Source organism: Ruegeria sp. BHSB064 (genome assembly GCF_059613205.1).
In genome coordinates this window covers 1-21,413 of the sequence record NZ_JBXWSB010000081.1, presented here as the reverse complement: position 1 = coordinate 21,413, position 21,413 = coordinate 1, and the positions used below count along the sequence as shown (strand labels likewise).

Sequence of the window (21,413 nt, the reverse complement as noted above, 5' to 3'; positions counted from 1 at the left end):
TCGAACGCCAGCAAAGCGCCCGGCACTTCAGGCCCGTCAAAGGACGGATCAACATAGGTCAGATTGCCGACCCCACCCAGGTTCAGGAAACACAAAGGCCGATCCGCGCCGAACCACTTGGCACAGGCAAAATGAAAGAACGGCGCCAGCGGAGCGCCCTCGCCCCCCATCGCCACATCATCACTGCGAAAATCCCAGACGACCGGACGCCCCAACGCTTGCGCCAGTCCCAGACCGTCACCCACTTGCAAAGTCCCTCGCCCGCGCGGCTCATGCGCCAGGGTCTGACCGTGAAAACCGATCAGGTCGACCTCTTCAAATTCCGACAGCGCCTCGGCATGGGCGAAAGTGACCATTTCGGCTGCCGCATCGACATCAGGCCCGTGCCACTGTCCCAGCGCCGTTCGCAACACGTCGCGCTCAGCGTCGGTGTAGGCGCGATAACCGCTTGGCCCGAACCCGATAATCTGGTGCCCGTCGGTTTCGACCATCGCGGCATCCACCCCATCCATCGAAGTACCCGACATTGCGCCCAACGCCCGGATCACACCGTGTTTGCTGATGGTCTGGCTCACGCCTGCCTCCTGATCTGGCTGTTCTCTTCGCCACATCCGGGTCTTTGCAGATCACCTCTGGGTTGCAGCCCGGTCAAACTGCCTTTTGTTTGCACAAAAACGCAAGCGTTCTCATCAGGCGGCATTCATTTTTCGCAAATCGCGTGGCTGGATCGACACCGGGTCCACTGATGAAAAGGTGGCTTTTCCTCCTGCGCGCTGCCGCCTATACAGTGCCCCGCAACATTAACCCAAAGGGCACGATATGACCTACCACCCCAAATCGGATTTCATCGCCACGATGATCGAGCGCGGCTTTCTCGCCGACTGCACCGATTATCAGGGCCTTGACGACGCGCTGATCAGTGGGTGCAAACCGGCCTATATCGGCTTTGATGCAACGGCCAAGTCGTTGCATGTGGGCAGCCTGATTCAGATCATGATGTTGCGCTGGTTCCAGAAAACCGGCCACCAGCCGATCACACTGATGGGCGGTGGGACGACCAAGGTGGGCGACCCGTCGTTCCGCGCGGATGAACGCCCCCTGCTGGGCCCCGAACAGATCGATGAGAACATCTCGGGCATCAAGAAGGTGTTCGCCGCCTATATCGACTATGACACGGACGCCGAGAACAAGGCGCTTATGCTGAACAATGCCGAATGGCTGGATGATCTGAACTACCTCGATTTTCTGCGCGATATCGGGCGTCATTTCTCGGTCAACCGGATGCTGTCGTTTGAATCCGTGAAGTCGCGGCTGGATCGTGAGCAATCGCTGAGCTTCCTCGAGTTTAACTACATGATCCTGCAGGCTTATGACTTCCTGGAACTGAACCGCCGCTATGGCTGTGTTCTGCAGATGGGCGGCTCGGACCAGTGGGGCAACATCGTCAACGGCATCGACCTGACCCGCCGGGTGCTGGATCACGAGATCTACGGCCTGACCTCGCCTCTGCTGACCACCAGTGACGGCAAGAAAATGGGCAAGTCTCAGGACGGCGCGGTCTGGCTGAACGCCGAGATGCGCTCGCCCTATGAATTCTGGCAGTTCTGGCGCAACACAACCGACGCGGATGTGGGCCGGTTTCTGAAGCTCTACACTGAATTGCCGGTGGATGAGTGCAATCGTCTGGGCGCGCTTGCCGGGTCCGAGATCAATGAAGCCAAAATCCGTCTGGCCAATGAGGTCACAACACTGCTGCATGGCGCACAGGCTGCGGCCAATGCAGAGGCGACCGCCCGTGAAGTGTTCGAGAAAGGCGGCGTTGGCGGAGATCTTCCGACCCTCACTCTCAGCGCAGATGAGCTGGGCGACGGCATGTCCATCGTGCAGATCATCGTCAAATCGGGTCTGGCCAAATCCGGCAAAGAGGCGAAACGACTGATTGCCGAGAACGGGGCCAAGCTGGACGATGCGCCGCTGACCGATGCAGGGATGATGATCGACGCAGGCGCGCTGTCATCACCCATTAAGCTGAGTGCTGGCAAGAAGCGTCACGCGCTGGTTCAACTGGGCTGATTGTTCATCCGCTTTCGCGCAAAAAAACGGCCACCGTTCTGGGTGGCCGTTTTCTTTTGTGTATACGGCTTAGCGGAGCCCTTTGCCGCCATTCCCCTTGCCGCCACCGCCGTTTCCAGCGCCGTTCCCCTGGCCGTTGTTGCCGCCACCGTTACCGGTGCCAGGTCCGGAACCCCCAGTGTTACCGCCGCCGTTTCCGGGATTTCCGTTGTTCCCGTTGCCGTTTCCGGGTCCACCGCTGTTCCCATTTCCACCGCCGCCATTGCCGCCGTTTCCACCACCGCCGTTGCCGCCGTTTCCACCACCGCCGTTGCCGCCGTTTCCGCCACCGCCATTGCCGCCGTTTCCGCCACCGCCGTTGCCGCCGTTTCCACCGCCGCCATTGCCGCCGTTTCCACCACCGCCGTTGCCGCCGTTTCCACCGCCGCCATTGCCGCCGTTTCCACCACCGCCATTGCCGCCGTTTCCACCACCTCCGTTGCCGCCGTTTCCACCACCTCCGGTGCCGCCGTTTCCACCACCTCCGGTGCCACCGGACTCACCCCCACTTGGCCCTCCCGGACTGGTCGAATCTGCAAACGTTTCGCCGCGCGGTTCAGACCCCCGGCTTTCTCCACGGTTTTGGCTCGAACCCGACAGGCTTGCCGTCGGCAAATCCGTCAGGAGTGCCGCGAGACCCGGGCATTGTGCCCCGGTCACTTCCAACGTTGTCTCGAAATCCGATCGTCTCTGAAGCCTGTCCAGAAAACTCGGTGTCACCTGCACACAATCGCACAGACCCGCATAATCCCCAGAGTTGGCCAAACTACGGGCTGTTTTTCCCGTACAGGTTTCGGGCGCGGCAGATGCGCTGCCTATCATCACCAAACCAAAAACAGGCGCGACAACAACAGCGCCCAGGGATTTTTTCTTACTCATAACCATATCAGGACCTCCTGGCGAAAAAACACATGACGGCCCCGACATCTTCACTCACTTAAAGGCGCGTTTTCGTGAGGAGCGGATTAATTTGTCTTCAGGAATGGCAACCAGGCCCGTATGGACAGCCTCTTCATCAAATATGTGGACACCACCCCCACACACCAGTTATTGAACAAGTGTTCATATCTCTGGGAGGAGTTCACCATGCACTTGTCCACCACAGCCGCACTCGTCACTGGCGGTGCTTCCGGCCTCGGCGAAGCGACGGCCCGCTATTTTGCCTCTGAAGGTGCGCAGGTGACCATTCTGGACCGCGACGCAGATCGCGGCGCTATGGTCGCCGCAGAAATCGGCGGGCACTTCGCGCAAACCGATGTGACGGACGAAGCCTCGGTGGCCGCCGCCGTGCGGCATGGCGTCGAGAAGATGGGCAAGATCACTGTTGCCGTAAATTGCGCGGGCATCGCGTATGGCATCAAGACGGTCGGAAAAGATGGTCCACACCCTTTGGATGCCTTCCAGCGCACCATCGATATCAATCTGGTCGGTACGTTCAACGTCTCACGCCTGGCCGCCGCCGAGATGGCAAAGAATGACCCCGAACCAGACGGAGCAAGGGGCGTGATCATCAACACAGCCTCTATCGCCGCCTTTGACGGGCAAAAGGGTCAGGCGGCTTACGCAGCATCCAAAGGCGGTGTTGTTGGCATGACCCTTCCAATGGCCCGTGATCTGGCCTCGACCGGCATTCGCGTCATGACCATTGCACCGGGCATCTTCATGACACCGATGCTGGCCGGCCTGCCCGAAGAGGTGCAACAACAGCTCGCCGCTGACGTCCCGAATCCACCCCGTTTGGGCGATCCGAAGGAATACGGACGTCTTGCCGGTTTCATTGTCGAGATGGGTTACCTGAACGGCGAAGTCATCCGCATCGACGGAGCCCTGCGCATGCGCTAAAACTGCCCCATGTCGGAACGTGAAAAAATGCAATCCGGACAGTGGTATTGCTGTCTGGACCCGGAACTGGATGCTTTACGCGCGCAGGCAAGACGCGCGGTTCATGCACACAATATTTGCCCACCCGACACGCGTGGAGAGATGGCACCCGAGTTGCGTGCCTTGCTGGGTCGAACAGGTGAAGACTGTTTCCTCGAAGCCCCGTTCCATTGCGCCTATGGGATGAACATCCATCTGGGCAGCCGGGTCTATTTCAACACCGGTTGCGTGGTCCTGGATACAGCCCCGGTACGGATCGGGGACGACACAATGTTTGGCCCCCATGTGCAGATCTATTGCGCCCAACACGCCAAAGACCCGGCCGAGCGGGCACAAGGTCTGGAAATTGGCTTACCGGTCACAATTTGCAAACATGTCTGGGTCGGTGGTGGCGCGATCCTGTTGCCCGGCATCACTATCGGCGACAATGCCACGATCGGCGCAGGCAGCGTCGTCACCAAGAACGTTCCCGCAGGGAAGACCGTGGTGGGCAACCCTGCAAGAAGTCTTAAACCCTAAGCGCTTTCAGCCTTTTCTTCGAGTATCAGCCACTCTTCCTCAGCGGCAGAAAGTTTCTCCTGCCGCTCCACCAGAGCGTCGGTGGCTTTCTGGAATTTGACTGGCTCTCGGATGAACAGTTCGGGGTCAGACATCAACTCTTCCAGCTTGGCGATCTCAGCTTCCAGGCGCGCGATCTCGGCGGGGAGTTTTTCCAACCTGTGCTTTTCCGAGAACGACAGACCCGATTTCGGCTTGGCCTCCTGCTTGACCTTTGGCTTTGAGGCTTTTGCTTTTTCTTCCTTTTTGTCGCTCACATCACCGCGTTGCGCGATGTAATCCGACCACCCACCGGCATAAACCGTGGCGCGCCCATTGCCCTCCATGGCAATCGTTGTTGTGGCCACACGGTCCAGAAAATCCCGGTCGTGGCTGACCAGCAAAACCGTACCATCGTAGTCGTCCAAAAGCTCCTGCAACAGGTCCAGTGTCTCGACATCCAAATCGTTGGTCGGTTCGTCCAGCACCAAAAGGTTCGAAGATTTCGCCATCAGCTTGGCCAGCAACAGCCGTGCTTTTTCACCACCAGACAGGGACTTCACAGCCGCTCTTGCCTGCCGTTCGTCAAACAGAAATTCCTTGAGATAACCGACGACATGCTTGGGCTGCCCACCGACCATCACCTGATCAGCCTTACCCGAAACTCGCATCTCGGGGTCGCCGGTCAAACTGTCCCAAAGGGACATATCGGGATCCAGCTGAGCGCGTGTCTGGTCGAACACAGCGACCTCAAGGTTGGTGCCCAACGAAACCGAGCCCTCGTCCGGTTCCACCTGTCCCAGCAGCATTTTCAGCAACGTTGTCTTGCCGACCCCGTTTGGTCCAACAAAGGCCACACGATCCCCGCGCTGCACCAGCAGGTCAAAATTCCGAACAATCTGTTTGTCACCGAATCCTTTAGCCAACCCTTTGGCCTCAATGACCTTACGACCCGACTTTGGCCCCGACTCCAGCGTCATGGCAGCCGAACCCTGACGTTTGATCTGAGCCGCCTTTTCAGCCCGCAACGCCTGCAAGGCCCGCACCCGACCCTGATTGCGTTTGCGCCGGGCACTTATGCCCTCGACCGCCCATTTCGCCTCGGATTTGATCAACCGATTCAACTTGTGACGCTGCTGATCCTCTTCTTCCCAGACCTTGTCCCGCCACGCCTCAAACGCGTCAAAACCCTGCTCCTGCCGCCTGACAGCGCCTCGGTCGATCCAAAGCGTCGCCCGCGTCAGTGCCCGTAAAAACGCCCGGTCGTGCGAGATCAATACAAATGCAGCACGGGTTGACCCAAGCTCGCGCTCCAACCAAGCAATGGCTTCAATATCCAGATGGTTGGTTGGCTCGTCCAGCAGCATCAGATCAGGTGCTTCAGCCATCAACTTGGCCAGCGCGGCCCGCCGCCGTTCCCCGCCCGAGGCCGTCTCAACTGGGCGCGAAGGGTCGAACTTCAGCCCTTCGCCCGCCCGTTCCACCTTGTACAACTCGCCCGGCTCCAACCCGCTTGAGGCATAGTCCCCCAGCGTTGCAAACCCTTCCATCGTGGGGTCCTGTTCCATGTACCCCACGGATTTTCCCGGCGGCACAACGATCTCACCCTGATCGGCTTCAACAAGCCCCGCCATCACTTTCATAAGGGTCGATTTGCCCGACCCGTTGCGCCCCACCAGCGCCACGCGGTCACCGGGTTGGACAACCAGATCAAGACCGGAAAACACCGGATCGCCCCCGAAGGTCAGGGAAATGCCGGACATCTGCAACAAAGGAATTCTCGCCATGCCCGCCAGCTAAACCGGCAGTCACACTGCGTCAACGCCCCAGCTTCACCTTTTCGAAAATACTCAAACTACCCGGCCACCGCCCGCAGCAGTCGTTTCCGCGCCGGGGGAATCGCCCGGATTTCCAACCCGGTAAACACGTGCAGCGTGTTCATGTCGCGATCCACAACCGCGTGATCACTGACCCAGCCACCCATTATTAGATAGGTCCGCAACAAAGGCGGCATCCGTAACATCGCCTGTTTCAGGTCCGGCCTGCGTCGCAAACGCGCGGCAAAGCGAAAAACATCCGGTGCTTTCACCCGTGGCAGCCATCGTTTTGGTGCCAGATGACGATGTTTGAGCATCGCAAACGCGTCCAGATATTGTTCAGTCTCGGTTCCGGCAAAAGAGGAACATCCAAACAGCATCTCAACGTTGTTCTGATCCACATAAGCCGTCATTGCACCCCACGCAACGCGCAGAATATCGGGGTCATTGCAATTGGGGTGGATACAGAACCGTCCCATTTCGACCATTCTGCCATCGAAATCCTCAAGCGAACTCAGGTCGTAGAACTGTGCCGAATAGCTGCGCCCAACCTCTCGACCGTGATCCATGCTCATCATCCGGAAACAACAGACAAGCCGTGCGTCAGAACGCATATCCTCAACCAAGACATGGCAGCACCGCCCGTCAAACGGATCGCTGTCCAGCTGCTGAGTGCCAAAAGCCTGAGTGCGCAATCGCTGTGCGGCTCTGATGTCGTCAGCCGACTGCGCCAATCGGGCGCGATAGCGCCCTTTGCTCAACAAAACCGTTGTCGCCATGGTCGCATCCTCCGGGGTTGCAGACCCAATGTTGTCGTCATGACCTCGCTAACACAAGACATGTGACTGTCTTGTGACCTTCACAAGTCAGACGACCGAATTAGTTGGCGCCCGGAATGTTCGCCGGGTTGAAGTTGCCGATATTGCCCAGCAGCTGACGCAGGAAGCCTTTGTCCTGAACATTGGAATCGGTCACGCGGCGTTCCAGAGGAATCACGATCCCGTCTTCCAGGCCAAAACGCTCGATGTTTCTGACGACACCGCGTTGGTCAAAGCTGATGGCAACCAGCTCGCGCGATACGACCTCGGGGCGTTTCGGGCCGTAATGGCGCACCCGCGAACGGACATAGTAATAGCCCGAATCCCGTACCACACCTGATGCGCCCGGCGCGCCGATGGCTTCTTCCACGCTGTCGCGCGTATCGACGCCAACCTTGATTTCTGCCAGTTCCTCGGCCGGGGGCACATAGCCGTGATTCTTGAAGATGGGCGTACACGCCCCGGCCGCAGCCAGACAGGCAACAAACACAAGCGATTTCGTCGCTGGTTTCAACCGGTTCATTACCTTCAACATATGCACCCTCTTGCCTTGGCCTCTTGCGGCTTCTATCCGATTACAGAAACCGCTGCCACGGTTCAACACATAGAAAGGCTCACAAATGAGCAACCTTACATCACTTCGGGTGGCAGATCTGCCCCAGAACGCCCCAACATCGTTCGATCTGCGCCCTGCCGCCGCTGCTTTGGACGAGATTCGGCAAGATCTGGGATTGCTGGGTTTGCGCAAGCTCAGCTTTGTCGGAGAGGTCCGCGCACAGGGCAAGCGCGACTGGGTTCTAAACGGCAAACTGGGGGCTACTGTCATCCAGCCCTGCGTCGTGACCCTCGATCCTGTCACAACCCGCATTGATGTGCCGGTTCAACGCACCTTTTTGGCCGATTGGACGGACCCGGATGAGCCCGAGTTCGAGATCCCGGAAGATGACGAATCCGAGCCGCTGGGTCCCGAGATTGACCCGGCACTGGTCATGGTCGAGGCGCTGTCGCTGGCATTGCCCCAATATCCACGCAAGGACGGCGCAGAACTGGGCCAGGCCGACTATACAGAGCCGGGCAAACAGGCCATGACCGACGACGACGTCAAGCCGTTTGCCGGATTGGCGGGATTGCGCGATGCGCTGAAAAAAGACGAGTGACAGAGGTCTGATTTCCTGTCATAGCAAGCGGTCAGAAAAATCGCTTGAACATGTCGAGAATCGCAGTATTTTCGCGCGCTCATCGGATTTTGGGTTGGACATTGCGGGGCTGGTCGCCTAAACGCGCGTCAAACCACGATAAAACGAAATATGAAACCCGGTCGGCGGCGAATCTGCTGACCCTCAGTAGACAAAGGTTGAGACCATGGCCGTCCAACAGAACAAAGTTTCCAAGTCGCGTCGCAACAACCGCCGCGCACACGACGCTCTGGTTGCTGCAAACCCGAACGAATGCCCGAACTGCGGCGAGCTGAAGCGCCCGCACCACGTTTGTGCTTCCTGCGGCCACTATGATGATCGTGAAGTCGTCGCACAGGCCGACGAAATCGACCTGGACGAAGACGCAGCCTAAGCCTGATTGAGCGCTGGCCAAGGCATGACTGAACAGCCCACGCACGCCGAACGGATCACCATCTCGGTCGACGCTATGGGCGGGGACGAGGGTCCCGCAGTTGTTGTTGCTGGTCTGGCAAAGTCAGCCGACAAGAACCCTGATATTGGGTTCTTGTTGCACGGGCCCGAACAGGTACTGCGAAAGCTAGTCGCAAAACGGCGTGTCCTTGAAGGGCGCGTCGTTTTTCGTGATTGTCCAGACGTCGTCACGATGGAGGACAAGCCCAGCCAGGTTGTGCGCAACGGCAAGCAAACCTCGATGTGGTCCACGCTTGAGGCCGTGCGTCAGGGCGAAGCGCATGGCGCGGTGTCCTGCGGCAATACCGGCGCTTTGATGGCATTGTCGATGATGCGCCTGCGCAAACTGCCGGGTGTGAACCGCCCGGCCATTGCTATTCTGTGGCCTTCGCGCAACCCTCAGGGGTTCAACGTGATGCTTGACGTGGGCGCAGATGTCCGCGCCGACGCCAAGGATTTGCTGCAATATGCCCTGATGGGCGCTTCTTACGCGCGCAATGGCATGGCGCTGACCCGACCCCGGATTGGGTTGCTGAATGTCGGCACCGAAGAGCACAAGGGCCGCGCCGAGCTGAAAGAAGCACACGCAATGATCACCGAGTTTGCCGAGCAGGCAAATTTCGAATTTGTGGGCTTTGTCGAAGGCAGCGACATTCCGGGCGATAAGGCAGATGTCATTGTCACGGATGGGTTTACAGGCAATGTTGCGATCAAGACCGGCGAAGGTACAGCCAGCCTGATCGGCGACTTGTTGCGTCAAGCCTTCAAGTATTCTCCGCTGTCCCGGCTGGCTTCGATTCTGGCCATCACGTCGCTAAACCGTCTGAAGAAACGGATCGACCCAAGGCGTGTGAACGGTGGCGTTTTTCTTGGACTGAACGGCACCGTGGTGAAATCTCATGGTGGCGCAGACGCGACCGGCGTGTCGGCCGCAATCAAGCTGGCCTTTACGTTGGCGCAATCGGGCTTTTCCGAAAAATTGGCCGCGCGGGTTGCATCCACAGCCCAGCTTGCACAAGATGCCGCGCAAGCTGCGCCGCAGACCGAAAAATAACCAAAAAGGCAGTACCCCAATATGGCAGGCCGTTCAGTTGTAGTAGGTGTCGGGCATTATTTGCCGGAACGCATTGTTCCCAATTCCGAGTTTGAGAAAACGCTGGACACAACCGACGAATGGATCCGAACGCGATCGGGTATTGAACGTCGCCATTTCGCAGCCGAGGGCGAAACGACCTCGGATCTGGCGACAAAGGCGGCTGAGGCAGCTTTGGCAGATGCCGATCTGAGCGCGGATGACATTGACGCCATCGTCGTGGCAACATCGACTGCTGATCTGACCTTCCCGTCTGCGGCAACCATGGTTCAGGCCCGGCTTGGCATGACCAAGGGTTTTGCCTTTGACGTACAGGCCGTCTGCGCGGGATTCGTTTTTGCACTTTCCAACGCAAATGCGCTGATTGTTTCTGGCCAGGCCAAGCGCGTGCTTGTCATCGGCGCCGAGACGTTCTCTCGGATCATGGACTGGACGGATCGCTCCACCTGCGTCCTTTTCGGCGACGGCGCCGGAGCTTTGGTATTGGAAGCTCAGGAAGGCAACGGCACCTCGGAAGATCGCGGTATTCTGGCAACGGATCTGAACTCGGACGGTCGCTACAAGGATCTGCTTTATGTCGATGGCGGTGTATCAACGCAGTCCACCGGGCATCTGCGCATGCAAGGCAACCAAGTGTTCCGCCATGCTGTTGAAAAGCTTACAAAAACTGCTGAAACCGCGCTCGAGCGTGCGGGGCTGGGAAACTCAGATGTAGACTGGATCGTGCCGCATCAGGCCAATATCCGCATCATTCAGGGCACCGCCAAGAAAATGGGCCTGCCTATGGAGAACGTCGTGGTGACGGTTCAGGACCACGGCAACACCTCGGCCGCATCGATTCCGCTGGCCCTTTCGGTGGGCAAACAGCGCGGGCAAATCAAGCCCGGCGACCTGATTGTAACCGAAGCCATCGGCGGCGGCTTGGCATGGGGCGCGGTTGTTCTGCGCTGGTAACCGGCGCAATCCGGCTTACACAGTCACCCGCAATTCATTGATATTGACAGCGAATTTGCCATAGCCATATGCTTTGATATCAACAAGGGGAAATGGCATGGGCGACAAAACACTGACTCGAATGGATCTGAGCGAAGCCGTCTTTCGCGAGGTCGGGCTTTCACGAAATGAAAGCGCACAGCTGGTTGAAAGCGTTCTGAACCACATGTCAGACGCTCTGGTGCGTGGTGAGCAGGTCAAGATTTCATCCTTCGGCACCTTCAGTGTTCGCGACAAGACCGCCCGTGTCGGCCGCAACCCCAAAACCGGTGAAGAAGTTCCAATTCAGCCGCGCCGCGTTCTGACCTTCCGTCCGTCGCATCTGATGAAAGATCGCGTCGCTGCCGGGAATCGCAAGTAACCCCGAGGTCGCGCGGATATGAGCAAGTCTCCCGACGCGTTTCGCACCATCAGTGAAGTTGCGGATTGGCTTGGCGTTCAGGCCCATGTTCTGCGTTTCTGGGAAAGCCGTTTCACGCAGGTGAAACCGGTCAAACGGGCGGGTGGACGCCGGTATTATCGCCCCAATGACATGCGGCTTCTGGGCGGGATCAAAAAACTGCTCCACGAAGACGGAATCACAATCAAAGGCGTTCAGCGTATCCTGCGCGAGCAAGGCGTGGCGCATGTTGCGTCGCTGTCTCCGTCGCTGGAAGACCAATCCCCTGCCCCTGCTGAAACCGCAGAAGACACCGTAGTGCCGTTTGAGCCGAAAACCGCGCCAGTCACGGAACAGATCCACATGAATTTGGGCGAACCAACCAAGCCGCCCGCGCATGAGGATGCTCAGATCAACGCTGCGCCCGCCGCCAACGCAAAACCAGTTACAGAGCCCGAGCTTGACGCCGCCCCGTTGATGGGAGGGATTGCCTCGCTGGCTTGGAACCGGGCAGAGTTTGACGACGACCTGCTGCGCCGCATCGCCCCGATTGCAAAAGATCTGCGCCACTGGCTGGATCGTGTCGAGACACAGGCGACGGGTTAGGAAAAAAGGCATTGTTTTCCTCTTGCCCCTGCCGGGAAAATCTTTATGAACACCCCAACGTCGGGCTATGGCGCAGCCTGGTAGCGCGTCCGTCTGGGGGACGGAAGGTCGCAGGTTCGAGTCCTGCTAGCCCGACCAAATCACACCGACGTTTATGGCACACAGGCCAGATCCCGCTCTGGCACCAGAGGGGATCGAGATGACAGGTGTATGTCCAAACCAGCAGATTGAAGCGATGATCACGCGTGGCGAGATCACCGCCAGCCCGGACGTTCTGCCTGCACAGATTCAACCGGCCAGCCTTGATTTACGTTTAGGAGCAGTTGCTTACCGTGTTCGCGCCTCGTTCCTTGCGGGTGAAAGCCGCAGCGTCACGGATCGATTGGCCGAGTTCGAGATGCACCGCATCGACATCACCAACGGGGCAGTTCTGGAAAAGGGTTGCGTTTATCTGGTGCCGCTGATGGAATCGCTCGCCCTGCCCGACGACATGAGCGCTGTCGCCAATGCCAAAAGCTCGACCGGGCGGCTGGACCTTCTGACCCGGACCATCACCGATGGGGGTACCGAATTTGATCGGGTTCCCGCAGGCTACACGGGCCCGCTTTATGCCGAAATCTGCCCGCGCTCGTTCTCGGTACTGGTGCGCCCCGGAATGCGCCTCAACCAGATTCGCTTCCGGCAAGGTCAGGCCGTGCTCTCGGACGCTGAACTGAAGTCTCTGCACGCCGAGTCGCCGCTGGTGGATGGACCTGCTGTTATTCAGGACGGGCTTGGCTTCTCGGTCGATCTGCAATTGCCTGATACCGATCTGGTCGGCTACCGCGCAAAGCCCCACACCGGGGTGATCGATCTGGATCGTATCGGCGAATACGACCCGCAGGACTATTGGGAAGAAGTGCGTACCAAGGACGGGTGTATCATCCTTGATCCCGGCGCGTTCTATATCCTTGTCAGCCGCGAAGCGGTGCATATTCCGCCGATGTACGCCGCCGAAATGGCCCCCTATCTGGCAATGGTTGGCGAATTCCGGGTGCACTACGCTGGTTTCTTTGATCCGGGCTTCGGTCACGCTGCTGCGGGCGGGGCCGGATCGCGCGGTGTTTTGGAGGTTCGCTGCCACGAAGCACCTTTTGTGCTGGAGCACGGGCAAGTTGTCGGGCGTTTGGTCTATGAGAAGATGGCCGACATGCCGACGCAATTGTACGGCGCGGGCATTGCATCAAACTATCAGGGTCAGGGCCTGAAACTGTCCAAGCACTTCAAGGCTGTAGGATAAGCACTAGAATTTCATGAACCGGCGCATCTGCCGGCTCATCTTCTCAGCCTGCCGAAGCTTTTGCGTGTGGTCAGATGAATTGGCGTGCTTTGGCCCCTTGGATGAACCGTCGCCATTTCCCATGCGACTGGCCACATCAATGCCCTTGTTCACGCCTTTGTTCACCAGTCGCCGCATCACCTGACGCACGATCATATCGATGATCCGATTTGCATTCATTGCTCAACTCCCTGTCCTCAGGGTTAAAGATAGGCGTTTTATGCGGCAACAAAAGGGCTGCGGGATCACTCTTCCTCGAACAGCTCGGTCTGATCTTCGTCGACCTCATCCTCGCGCCCTTCGCCCAGCGGAATGGCACCCGGTGGAGGCCGATTTTCGAGAAGCCCCGCCGCCCGAAGTTCTTTCAGGCCAGGCAGGTCACGCGCGTTTTCCAGACCAAAATGATCCAGGAATTCTGGCGTTACCACAAAGGTCACAGGACGGCCCGGCGTCATACGGCGGCGGCCCAGTTTGATCCACTCCATCTCCAAGAGTTGGTCAATGGTTCCGCGCGACACCGAAACGCCACGGATTTCCTCGATCTCGGCCCGTGTGCAGGGCTGATGATAGGCGACAATAGCCAGCGTCTCGATCGCGGCGCGGCTGAGTTTGCGGGTCTCGACCGTTTCCTTCTGCATCAGAAAACCCAAGTCTGGCGCTGTGCGGATGGCCCAAGCCTCACCGACACGCACCACGCGCACGCCACGGCCTTCATAACGTTTCTGAAGCATTTCAACGGCTTGCGCCGCATCGCTGCCGTGCGGCATCCGCGCTTCCAGATCTGCGATTGACACCGGTTCGGAACTGGCAAAAAGAACAGCCTCTACCATGCGTTCTTGTTCCGCCAACGGGGGCGCTTCGAACAGAGTACCGGTTTCTTCAGGGGCGTCAGTCACGTGTCTCGGTCCTCTTTCGCAGATGGATCGGAGCGAATGTCTCGCTCTGTTTCATCTCCATATGTCCTTCTTTCACCAGCTCCAGCGAGGCCGCAAAAGTCGCCGCCGTCGCCGACCTGCGGCGCACCGGATCAGTGTCCCAGCCATCGGGCAGATACGTCTCCATGTCGGTCCATGCCCCGGCAAAGCCAATCAACGGGCGCATCCGTTCCAGCGCCTGCTCCATCGTGAAAACCGAGTCGCGATCCATCACAAAGGGGCGGAATTCGTCCCGAGTACGGATACGCGCATAGCCTTGCATCAGATCCAGCAGCGTGGCGGAATAGGTTACGGTGCGGATACGGGTGATGTCTTCGCCCTGCCCGCGCTTGAAGAAATCGCGGCCCAACTGATCGCGCGCCATCAAACGTGCAGCCGCATCGCGCATGGCCTGAAGGCGTTCCAACTGAAACGCCAGATGCGCGGCCAGTTCCTCGCCCGACGGACCGTCGTCATCCGGGTCAGGTGGCAACAGCAAGCGGGATTTCAAGAAAGCCAGCCACGCGGCCATAACCAGATAGTCCGCAGCCAGTTCGATCCGCAGCGCACGGGCCTTTTCAACAAAAGCCAGGTATTGCTGCGCCAGTGCCAGAACCGAGATTTTCCTCAGATCCACCTTTTGCGTCCGCGACAGGGTCAGCAGCACATCCAACGGGCCTTCAAACCCGTCGACATCAACAATCAGCGCTTCGGCCGCAAGACGATCCGCGACCGAGACAGGGTCTTCGCTAAAGAGGTTATCGTTCATATACCTGCCCGCCCATTAGGGCAGATAGTTCCGCTTCGGCGGCAGGGATGTCAAGTTGCTGCGGAGGTTTGCGCATCGCCAGTGCCCGTTCTGCGCGGGCTTGTGCCTGATCGGTCATCTCTCCGGTGGCTTCCATCACTGCGGCTCGGTCTGCAAAACTGCCGTTACAGTGCAGAACAACGTCACAGCCTGCCTGAATGGCCTGACGTGACACATCAGCAGGTGTACCGCTCAGCGCTTTCATCCCGATATCGTCGGTCATGATCAGCCCTTCGAAGCCGATCTTGTCGCGGATGACACCCATCATGGTGGCTGAAATCGTGGCTGGTTGGGGATCAATCTGATCGTAGACCAGATGCGCAGTCATCCCCATTGGCAAATCGTTCAGTGCACGAAATGGCGCGAAGTCGCTGCTGCCCAATTCGTCCACCGACAGATCGACATGCGGCAGGTCATAGTGGCTGTCCAGCGTGGAGCGGCCATGTCCGGGCATGTGTTTGATCACAGGCAGAACGCCCCCGTCCAAGTGCCCCTTGGCTACGGCTCGACCAATCTTGGAAATCTGTTCAGGATCAGAAGCATAGCAGCGGTTCTTGAGAAAAGCGTGTGTATCAGACCGCGCCACATCGACCATAGGCGCGCAGTTGCTGTCGATACCCAGGCTGAATAGTTCGTCCGCAATCAGGCGATAGCGCAGATACATGGCCCGCTCGGCCTGATCGCCGGCCCGTGTAACGTGATCCAGCGGTGGCAGCCATTCGCGGGCCAAAGGCGCGCGCAGGCGCTGCACACGCCCACCTTCCTGATCAATCGTGATGGGGCAATTGCGCCCGACGGCCTCGCGGAAATCATCGCACAAGGCGCGGACCTGATCGGCGCTTTCGATGTTGCGGGCAAACAGGATAAACCCAAATGGGTTCATCTGGCGAAACAGGTCTCTTTCCTCCTGCGTCAGGCGCAGTCCTTCGGCATCGGTGATCGTGGCGCCAAACTTCAACGCACGGCCACCGGGATACAATCAGCCCCTTGCGCGACCAGCGCGGCACAGAACTGACGCGAGTCACTCAGGTCCTCAAAACCCAGAACGCGTAGACGATAGAAGGTTCTTCCGCCGCTTGAAGTCTTCTGGATAACGCGCTGTTTATCATCCATATATTCACCGAAACGGCTGCTCAGGCGATCCCATTCAGCCTGCGCCACCTGAGCGCTGTCATAAGCCCCAAGTTGCGCAAGACGCGTGCCTTTGGCCAGCGTATCTGGATCGACATCCAACCCAGCCGCAGCCTTGACGGCGGCATTTATCGCGCCTTCAGACGCTTCGCTGGGCGAGATCTGACTGCGCGCAGGGCGTTTGACCGGGCGCAATGACCTGCGAACCCCCGGCAACTCGGCAATGGCCGGGTCCGGCAAGGCCGCAGCAAAATCGGCGGGATCAATTGCGGGCTCGTCCTCGGGCGTTGCCAGCGACGCCACTTGTGTCCCGTCTTCAAATTCCTGCTGAGTCTTGGCCGCCTCACCCGCCAGTTCAGCCACCAGCGCGTCCACCGCACTTTGGCGCAGCCGCGCGGCTTCCTGGGTGGTGATCGGCTCTTCCACCACATGCAGTGCCGGGGTTGGCTTCAGGTCGCCGCCAGGCAGGTCTTCGTCCGTCAAAGACACTGGTCGTGGCGCAAGGATCAGGCGATCTGCGGGGGCGGCAGCGGTGCCTTCAGCCGCAACGGCATTAACGGCCAGCCCCTGATGATCCGCAGGCGTTCCACCCGGATTTTCGGGCTGTATGCGCATCGGTCCTTCGGCAGCACGCACAACGGGCACGCCGCTCACATCCCGCATGACCAGTTGATACCCCCAAACGCCAACACCAGCGACCAATGCCAGGGACGCGACCGCGCCAAGAACGTTTACAACGCGGCCCAACCCATACGAGCCGCGCGGAGCGTCATAATCCTGCATATCTTCGGGGTAATCATACGCATCCTCGGAATACGCTTGATTCGGGTAATGCATCTGCTCGGGGCTTTGCTGCCCCGAGTAATCGTAACTCGCCATGTCCGCCTCACTGCCCGTTTCGCACCTGAAAATAAGGCGCGCGGGTCATTTCTTGCCTACCTCGTACCGGCGGTTCGGGCGGTATTTGTTACCGCATCTCCTGCGCCGGAGTGACACCAAGAATACCCAAGCCCGCTGAAATCACAACAGAAACGGATCGGGCCAAGGCGATTTTCGATTGGCTTGTGGCAACATCGCCATCCTGAATGAAACGCAACTGGGTTTCGTCATTGCCCTTGTTCCACAGGGCGTGGAAGTCGCCCGCCAGTTCGTAGAGATAAAAGGCGACGCGGTGCGGTTCATTGGTCCGCGCAGCAATTTCCACCAGACGCGGCCATTCGGCCAGCTTCTTGGCGACAGTCAGTTCCGAGGCGTGATCGTTCTTGCTCAGGTCCGCTGCACCAAGCGTCGCGTCATCAGCTGCGATCCCGGCCTCAGCGGCGCGGCGCAGAACGCTCATCACGCGGGCATGGGCGTATTGCACGTAGAAAACCGGGTTCTCACGGCTTTGTTCCAACACTTTGTCGAAATCGAAATCCAGCGGGGCGTCATTCTTGCGGGTCAGCATCACGAACCGCGTCACATCCGGGCCCACCTGATCGACCACATCGCGCAGGGTGACAAAGTTCCCGGCCCGTTTGGACATTTTGAACGGTTCACCGTTCTTCCACAGCTTCACCAACTGGGTCAGCTTGATGTCCAGCGGCACCTTGCCATCGGACAGCGCCGAAACAGCCGCCTTCATCCGTTTGACATAGCCGCCATGGTCCGCGCCGAAGACATCGATCAGCGCGTCAAAGCCGCGGCTCACCTTGTCGTAGTGATAAGCAATATCCGGCGCAAAATAAGTCCAGCTGCCATCCGATTTCTTGACTGGGCGGTCCACATCATCGCCATGCTCGGTCGATTTGAACAGGGTCTGCTCGCGCGGCTCCCAATCCTCGGGCTTCTTGCCCTTCGGCGGCTCCAGGATACCTTCGTAGATCAAACCTTTGGCAGTCAGCGACTGAAGTGCCGCCTCAATCCGACCCGTGCCATAGAGCGATTTTTCCGAGAAGAACACATCCATCTCAACGCCCAGCGCCTTCAGGTCGGCGCGGATCAGGTCCATCATCGCGTCCGTGGCGAAGTTGCGCAGCTCTTCCAGCCATTCGCTTTCGGGCTTGTCGATCAGGCTGTCGCCGTATTTCTCTTTCAGCGCCTCACCAATCGGAATCAGGTAGTCACCGGGATAGAGCCCTTCGGCGATCTCGGGGCTCAGACCGTTGGCTTCGCGGTACCGTTCGTATGCCGAGCGCGCCAGCACATCCACCTGCGCGCCGCCATCATTGATGTAATACTCGCGGGTCACGTCGTGGCCGGAATAGGCCAGCAGGCTTGCCAACGCATCGCCGAACACTGCCCCCCGCGTATGACCTACATGCAGCGGGCCGGTGGGGTTGGCCGAGACATATTCCACGTTGACCTTCTGCCCCTGCCCCATGGTCGAGCGGCCATAGTCAGTGCCTTGCTCCAACACCGCCGCCAGCACATCCTGCCAAACTGACGCGGCAAGCCGCAGGTTCAGAAAGCCGGGCCCAGCCACTTCGGCGCTGGTGATCCGGTCATCCGCTGCCAGTTTCCCAGCCAGTACATCGGCGATATCCCGAGGCTTCATCTTGGCCGGTTTCGCAAGCACCATCGCAGCGTTGGTTGCCATGTCGCCATGCGCAGCATCACGCGGGGGTTCGACCGCCACGTTGTCAAAGCTCAACCCCTCGGGCAAAGCGCCTTCGGACTGCATCTGCGTCAGTGCGTCCAGTACCAGGCCGCGGATCTCGGAAAACAGGTTCATTTCGGATGTCCTTTTGCTTGCCCGGCGGTTTAACACGCAAAGCGGCAAGGTCAATGGACGCCTAATGTTTAAGCTTGGTTTAGGCACAAACCTCGCTACTCTCGGCCTGACCCCAACGACCGGAGACACACATGCGCCGCGCCCTGCCTCTTGCCCTGCTTCTGACGACCGCAATTCCCGCTCTGGCCGATCTGCCCCAGCCGCAAGGCCATGTGTTGCTGACGCTGGGAGGCGCAGTCAGCGAAACAAACCTGCCAGCGCGCGGTGAGAATGACGGCGGCCTGCTAGGATACCTCGAAGTCACACATGACGGTGCTGCCGGATTTGATGCGGCCATGCTGGATGCGCTGCAACAGATTGAAATCACCATCCCCTATGGCCCCCCGGACAATCAACGAGATTACACGTTCTCAGGCCCCCTTCTATCCGAAGTCATGATCATGGCAGGTGCCGAAGGAAGATCGGCATTGCCGATGGCTTTGGACGGGTATCAGGCCGAAATCGCGTGGGACAGCATCACAACTCATAGACCAATCGTCGCCACGCACGCCGATGGAGCCCCGATGGGGATCGGAGGGTACGGCCCCGCGATGATCGTATTCCCGCCAACAGACGACGCTGACCAAGCGGCGGAACAAGCAGGTCAGCAAGTCTGGGCCATAGCTTACATCGCCGTGGAATGATCAGCCCGTCAGCCGGGCGTGATCCTGCAGAGCAAACCGGTCGGTCATACCCGCAACGTAGTCCGAAACAATACGCGCCAAGGCGGTCTCATCCTTGGCAGCTTCAATGTCATTGTGCCAGCGCGCAGGCATCTGTTTCGGATCATTCAGATAGATGGGGAACAGGTCCTCTACAATCGTTGCAACTTCGGCCCGTACCTTCATGACACTTGGGGCACGGTACATCCGGGTAAACAGAAACGCCCTGATGTCACGAAGTTGCGCCCAAACCCCGTCCGAGAACTGTATGACGGGATAGCCCAGATGGCGGATATCCTCGACAGACTGCGCGCCTGAGTTCTCAATCAGGTCACGGGACGTGTTGATAACGTCAGAAACCATAACGCCAAACACCCGCCGCAGTGCTTCGTGACGACGCCGATAGGGGTCAAGGTTTGGGTACTTTGCGTCCACTTCCGCATAACACCGCCCAACAATGGGCATGTCGTGCAGATCACCGTCCTTGAACAACCCTGCCCGCAACCCATCCAGCAGATCGTGATTGTTGTAAGCGATGTCGTCAGACAGCGCCGCCACCTGCGCCTCAGCGCTGGCATGGGTGTGGAGTTCAAGATCGAACCCCTGATTGCATTCGGCCAACGCCCAAGGCAAGTCACCCACAACCGGGCCGTTGTGTTTGGCGATCCCTTCTAGACATTCCCAGGTCAGGTTACATCCATCGAACTCGGCGTAGTGGCGCTCTAACCGGGTCACAATCCGAATGGCCTGCGCATTGTGATCAAAACCGCCATAGGGCTGCATCAAGGCGTGCAGAGCGTCTTCGCCCGTATGACCAAATGGTGTGTGCCCCAGATCATGCGCCAAAGCCACAGCCTCGGTAAGTTCTGGGTTCAGACCCAACGCCCCGGCGATGGTCCGCGCCACCTGCGCCACTTCTATGGAATGGGTCAGGCGCGTGCGATAGCTGTCGCCCTCATGCTCGACGAAGACCTGTGTCTTGTGCTTGAGCCGCCGAAATGCGCTTGCATGAATGATCCGGTCCCGATCGCGTTGAAAGCATGACCGGAAGCTGCTCTTTTCCTCTGGCACCAGCCGCCCTCTTGCGCGGTCCGGGTCCGAGGCAAAACTCGCTCTGACCAAAGGTCTAGTCCTTGTCGCCTGTCCTCGAGTTCCATATATTGTAGGATGCTGAGGAAATAAACCTTTGGAGAGCGGCATGAATCTGCCCCCAACAGTCACAGAACGCGCTTTTGAACGTCTGGCCGAAATTGGCGCAGCTGACCAGGGTCAGGCCCTGCGTGTTGCAGTGGAAGGCGGCGGTTGCTCGGGCTTTCAATACGAAATCGCGCTGGACACGCCAAAAGAAGATGACCTGATCCTTGAAGGTAACGGTCAGAAAGTCATCGTTGATGCGATCTCGCTGCCTTTCCTCGAAAACGCGGTCATCGACTTCACACAGGAACTGATCGGCGCACGTTTTGTGATCGACAATCCAAACGCCACATCCTCCTGCGGATGCGGCACGTCTTTTTCGATGTAAGCGCCGTGGGGGCGTTGCCCCCACACCCCCAAGGTATTTATGGCCAGATGAAGTAGGGATCCGCTCTCTGACCCAGCGATCAGAGAGCTTCACCTGGCGCGGCCATCGGCGCCTCCGCCTGTACCGCCTCAGTAATCTTGAACAAATTGGTTAAGGATCCCTTGCTTCATCTGGCTGAAAATACCTCGGAGCGCGAGGCAGAGCCTCGCAAACCTGCCCACCACCTTGCCGCTGGGTTCATTCTGAGCGATAGGTTGCCAAAGGCTTCGGAGGATCGCGCATGAAAATCGCCACGTTCAACATCAACGGCGTTAAAGCGCGGACCGAAGCCCTTCCGCGGTGGCTGGATGACGCGCAACCCGACGTCGTTCTTTTGCAAGAAATCAAATCCATCGACGAGAACTTTCCACGCGAGATGTTTGAAGAGCGTGGATACAACGTG

The 21,413-nt window shown here is 58.7% G+C and carries 25 protein-coding genes and 1 tRNA gene; 14 read left to right on the top strand and 12 right to left on the bottom strand.

From position 1 onward, the window contains the following. Positions 1–575 (bottom strand): anhydro-N-acetylmuramic acid kinase (locus AC2FNU_RS17255; RefSeq protein ID WP_496790738.1); only part of this gene is annotated, 575 nt, incomplete at its 3' end. 244 nt (positions 576–819) lie between these two features. Between AC2FNU_RS17255 and tyrS the strand changes: the two genes are divergently transcribed. Next, the gene (tyrS, locus tag AC2FNU_RS17250; RefSeq protein WP_496790736.1) at positions 820–2,073 is read left to right on the top strand and encodes a tyrosine--tRNA ligase; all 1,254 of its coding nucleotides are present in this window, start codon (positions 820–822) and stop codon (positions 2,071–2,073) included. 69 nt (positions 2,074–2,142) lie between these two features. Here tyrS and AC2FNU_RS17245 read toward each other — a convergent pair whose 3' ends face one another. Next, complete coding sequence (locus AC2FNU_RS17245; protein WP_496790734.1) at positions 2,143–2,991, bottom strand: hypothetical protein; 849 nt, start codon at positions 2,989–2,991, stop codon at positions 2,143–2,145. Between the two features lie 207 nt (positions 2,992–3,198). On the opposite strand from AC2FNU_RS17245, the gene AC2FNU_RS17240 reads away from it, so the two are divergent. Together AC2FNU_RS17240 and AC2FNU_RS17235 are read left to right on the top strand one after the other, a co-directional pair. Continuing rightward, the gene (locus tag AC2FNU_RS17240) at positions 3,199–3,954 is read left to right on the top strand and encodes a 3-hydroxyacyl-CoA dehydrogenase (protein ID WP_496790732.1); all 756 of its coding nucleotides are present in this window, start codon (positions 3,199–3,201) and stop codon (positions 3,952–3,954) included. Between the two features lie 9 nt (positions 3,955–3,963). After that, entirely contained in the window at positions 3,964–4,512 is a 549-nt protein-coding gene (locus AC2FNU_RS17235; RefSeq protein WP_496790729.1) for a sugar O-acetyltransferase, read from the top strand. On the opposite strand, the gene AC2FNU_RS17230 is transcribed toward AC2FNU_RS17235, so the two are convergent. The 3 genes from AC2FNU_RS17230 to AC2FNU_RS17220 all read right to left on the bottom strand — a co-directional run bounded on the left by AC2FNU_RS17230 (position 4,509) and on the right by AC2FNU_RS17220 (position 7,700). After that, entirely contained in the window at positions 4,509–6,317 is a 1,809-nt protein-coding gene (locus AC2FNU_RS17230; protein ID WP_496790727.1) for an ABC-F family ATP-binding cassette domain-containing protein, read from the bottom strand. The genes AC2FNU_RS17235 and AC2FNU_RS17230 overlap by 4 nt on opposite strands. 68 nt (positions 6,318–6,385) lie before the next feature. Continuing rightward, positions 6,386–7,126, bottom strand: coding sequence for a GNAT family N-acetyltransferase (locus AC2FNU_RS17225; RefSeq protein WP_496790726.1), 741 nt, complete (start codon positions 7,124–7,126; stop codon positions 6,386–6,388). Positions 7,127–7,226: 100 nt separating this feature from the next. Further along, the gene (locus tag AC2FNU_RS17220) at positions 7,227–7,700 is read right to left on the bottom strand and encodes an outer membrane protein assembly factor BamE (RefSeq protein ID WP_496790723.1); all 474 of its coding nucleotides are present in this window, start codon (positions 7,698–7,700) and stop codon (positions 7,227–7,229) included. A gap of 85 nt (positions 7,701–7,785) precedes the next feature. Between AC2FNU_RS17220 and AC2FNU_RS17215 the strand changes: the two genes are divergently transcribed. The 8 genes from AC2FNU_RS17215 to AC2FNU_RS17180 all read left to right on the top strand — a co-directional run bounded on the left by AC2FNU_RS17215 (position 7,786) and on the right by AC2FNU_RS17180 (position 13,143). Further along, complete coding sequence (locus tag AC2FNU_RS17215; protein ID WP_496790720.1) at positions 7,786–8,322, top strand: YceD family protein; 537 nt, start codon at positions 7,786–7,788, stop codon at positions 8,320–8,322. Between the two features lie 205 nt (positions 8,323–8,527). After that, a complete protein-coding gene (gene rpmF, locus AC2FNU_RS17210; RefSeq protein ID WP_008756996.1) occupies positions 8,528–8,734 on the top strand; it encodes a 50S ribosomal protein L32 in 207 nt (68 codons plus the stop codon). Positions 8,735–8,758: 24 nt separating this feature from the next. After that, positions 8,759–9,847 carry a phosphate acyltransferase PlsX gene (plsX, locus tag AC2FNU_RS17205; RefSeq protein ID WP_480799809.1) on the top strand — a complete coding sequence of 363 codons (1,089 nt, stop codon included), beginning with the start codon at positions 8,759–8,761 and terminating at the stop codon, positions 9,845–9,847. A gap of 21 nt (positions 9,848–9,868) precedes the next feature. Continuing rightward, positions 9,869–10,840, top strand: coding sequence for a beta-ketoacyl-ACP synthase III (locus tag AC2FNU_RS17200; RefSeq protein WP_171090537.1), 972 nt, complete (start codon positions 9,869–9,871; stop codon positions 10,838–10,840). Between the two features lie 97 nt (positions 10,841–10,937). Then, positions 10,938–11,240, top strand: coding sequence for an integration host factor subunit alpha (gene ihfA, locus AC2FNU_RS17195; RefSeq protein ID WP_152458234.1), 303 nt, complete (start codon positions 10,938–10,940; stop codon positions 11,238–11,240). An 18-nt stretch (positions 11,241–11,258) separates the two neighbouring features. After that, positions 11,259–11,864 (top strand): MerR family transcriptional regulator, encoded by a 606-nt coding sequence (locus AC2FNU_RS17190; protein ID WP_496790716.1) that lies wholly within the window; start codon positions 11,259–11,261, stop codon positions 11,862–11,864. A 61-nt stretch (positions 11,865–11,925) separates the two neighbouring features. Beyond that, a tRNA-Pro gene (locus AC2FNU_RS17185) sits at positions 11,926–12,002 on the top strand. Positions 12,003–12,063: 61 nt separating this feature from the next. Continuing rightward, positions 12,064–13,143 (top strand): 2'-deoxycytidine 5'-triphosphate deaminase, encoded by a 1,080-nt coding sequence (locus tag AC2FNU_RS17180; RefSeq protein WP_496790743.1) that lies wholly within the window; start codon positions 12,064–12,066, stop codon positions 13,141–13,143. Between the two features lie 3 nt (positions 13,144–13,146). Here AC2FNU_RS17180 and AC2FNU_RS17175 read toward each other — a convergent pair whose 3' ends face one another. The 6 genes from AC2FNU_RS17175 to argS all read right to left on the bottom strand — a co-directional run bounded on the left by AC2FNU_RS17175 (position 13,147) and on the right by argS (position 18,748). Then, complete coding sequence (locus AC2FNU_RS17175; protein ID WP_496790715.1) at positions 13,147–13,362, bottom strand: hypothetical protein; 216 nt, start codon at positions 13,360–13,362, stop codon at positions 13,147–13,149. 65 nt (positions 13,363–13,427) lie between these two features. Beyond that, a complete protein-coding gene (scpB, locus tag AC2FNU_RS17170; protein ID WP_496790713.1) occupies positions 13,428–14,078 on the bottom strand; it encodes an SMC-Scp complex subunit ScpB in 651 nt (216 codons plus the stop codon). After that, entirely contained in the window at positions 14,071–14,865 is a 795-nt protein-coding gene (locus AC2FNU_RS17165) for a segregation and condensation protein A (protein WP_496790712.1), read from the bottom strand. Before AC2FNU_RS17165 ends, scpB begins: the two co-directional genes overlap by 8 nt. Beyond that, positions 14,855–15,862: a beta-N-acetylhexosaminidase gene (gene nagZ / locus AC2FNU_RS17160; protein WP_496790710.1), complete on the bottom strand. Its 1,008-nt coding sequence runs from the start codon at positions 15,860–15,862 to the stop codon at positions 14,855–14,857. Before nagZ ends, AC2FNU_RS17165 begins: the two co-directional genes overlap by 11 nt. Further along, positions 15,859–16,914 carry an SPOR domain-containing protein gene (locus tag AC2FNU_RS17155; protein ID WP_496790708.1) on the bottom strand — a complete coding sequence of 352 codons (1,056 nt, stop codon included), beginning with the start codon at positions 16,912–16,914 and terminating at the stop codon, positions 15,859–15,861. The genes nagZ and AC2FNU_RS17155 overlap by 4 nt, the downstream gene beginning before the upstream one ends. An 88-nt stretch (positions 16,915–17,002) precedes the next feature. Further along, complete coding sequence (gene argS, locus AC2FNU_RS17150; RefSeq protein ID WP_496790706.1) at positions 17,003–18,748, bottom strand: arginine--tRNA ligase; 1,746 nt, start codon at positions 18,746–18,748, stop codon at positions 17,003–17,005. 131 nt (positions 18,749–18,879) lie between these two features. Between argS and AC2FNU_RS17145 the strand changes: the two genes are divergently transcribed. Beyond that, on the top strand, positions 18,880–19,431 hold the full coding sequence (locus AC2FNU_RS17145) for a putative pterin-binding protein (RefSeq protein WP_496790701.1): 552 nt from the start codon (positions 18,880–18,882) through the stop codon (positions 19,429–19,431). Here the strand turns inward: AC2FNU_RS17145 and AC2FNU_RS17140 are convergent, their stop codons facing one another. Then, a complete protein-coding gene (locus tag AC2FNU_RS17140; RefSeq protein WP_496790699.1) occupies positions 19,432–20,571 on the bottom strand; it encodes a deoxyguanosinetriphosphate triphosphohydrolase in 1,140 nt (379 codons plus the stop codon). 76 nt (positions 20,572–20,647) lie between these two features. Between AC2FNU_RS17140 and AC2FNU_RS17135 the strand changes: the two genes are divergently transcribed. Together AC2FNU_RS17135 and AC2FNU_RS17130 are read left to right on the top strand one after the other, a co-directional pair. Further along, positions 20,648–20,971 (top strand): HesB/IscA family protein, encoded by a 324-nt coding sequence (locus tag AC2FNU_RS17135; RefSeq protein WP_171090564.1) that lies wholly within the window; start codon positions 20,648–20,650, stop codon positions 20,969–20,971. Positions 20,972–21,251: 280 nt separating this feature from the next. Next, the coding region (locus tag AC2FNU_RS17130) for an endonuclease/exonuclease/phosphatase family protein (RefSeq protein WP_496790740.1) at positions 21,252–21,413 on the top strand (162 nt) is incomplete at its 3' end.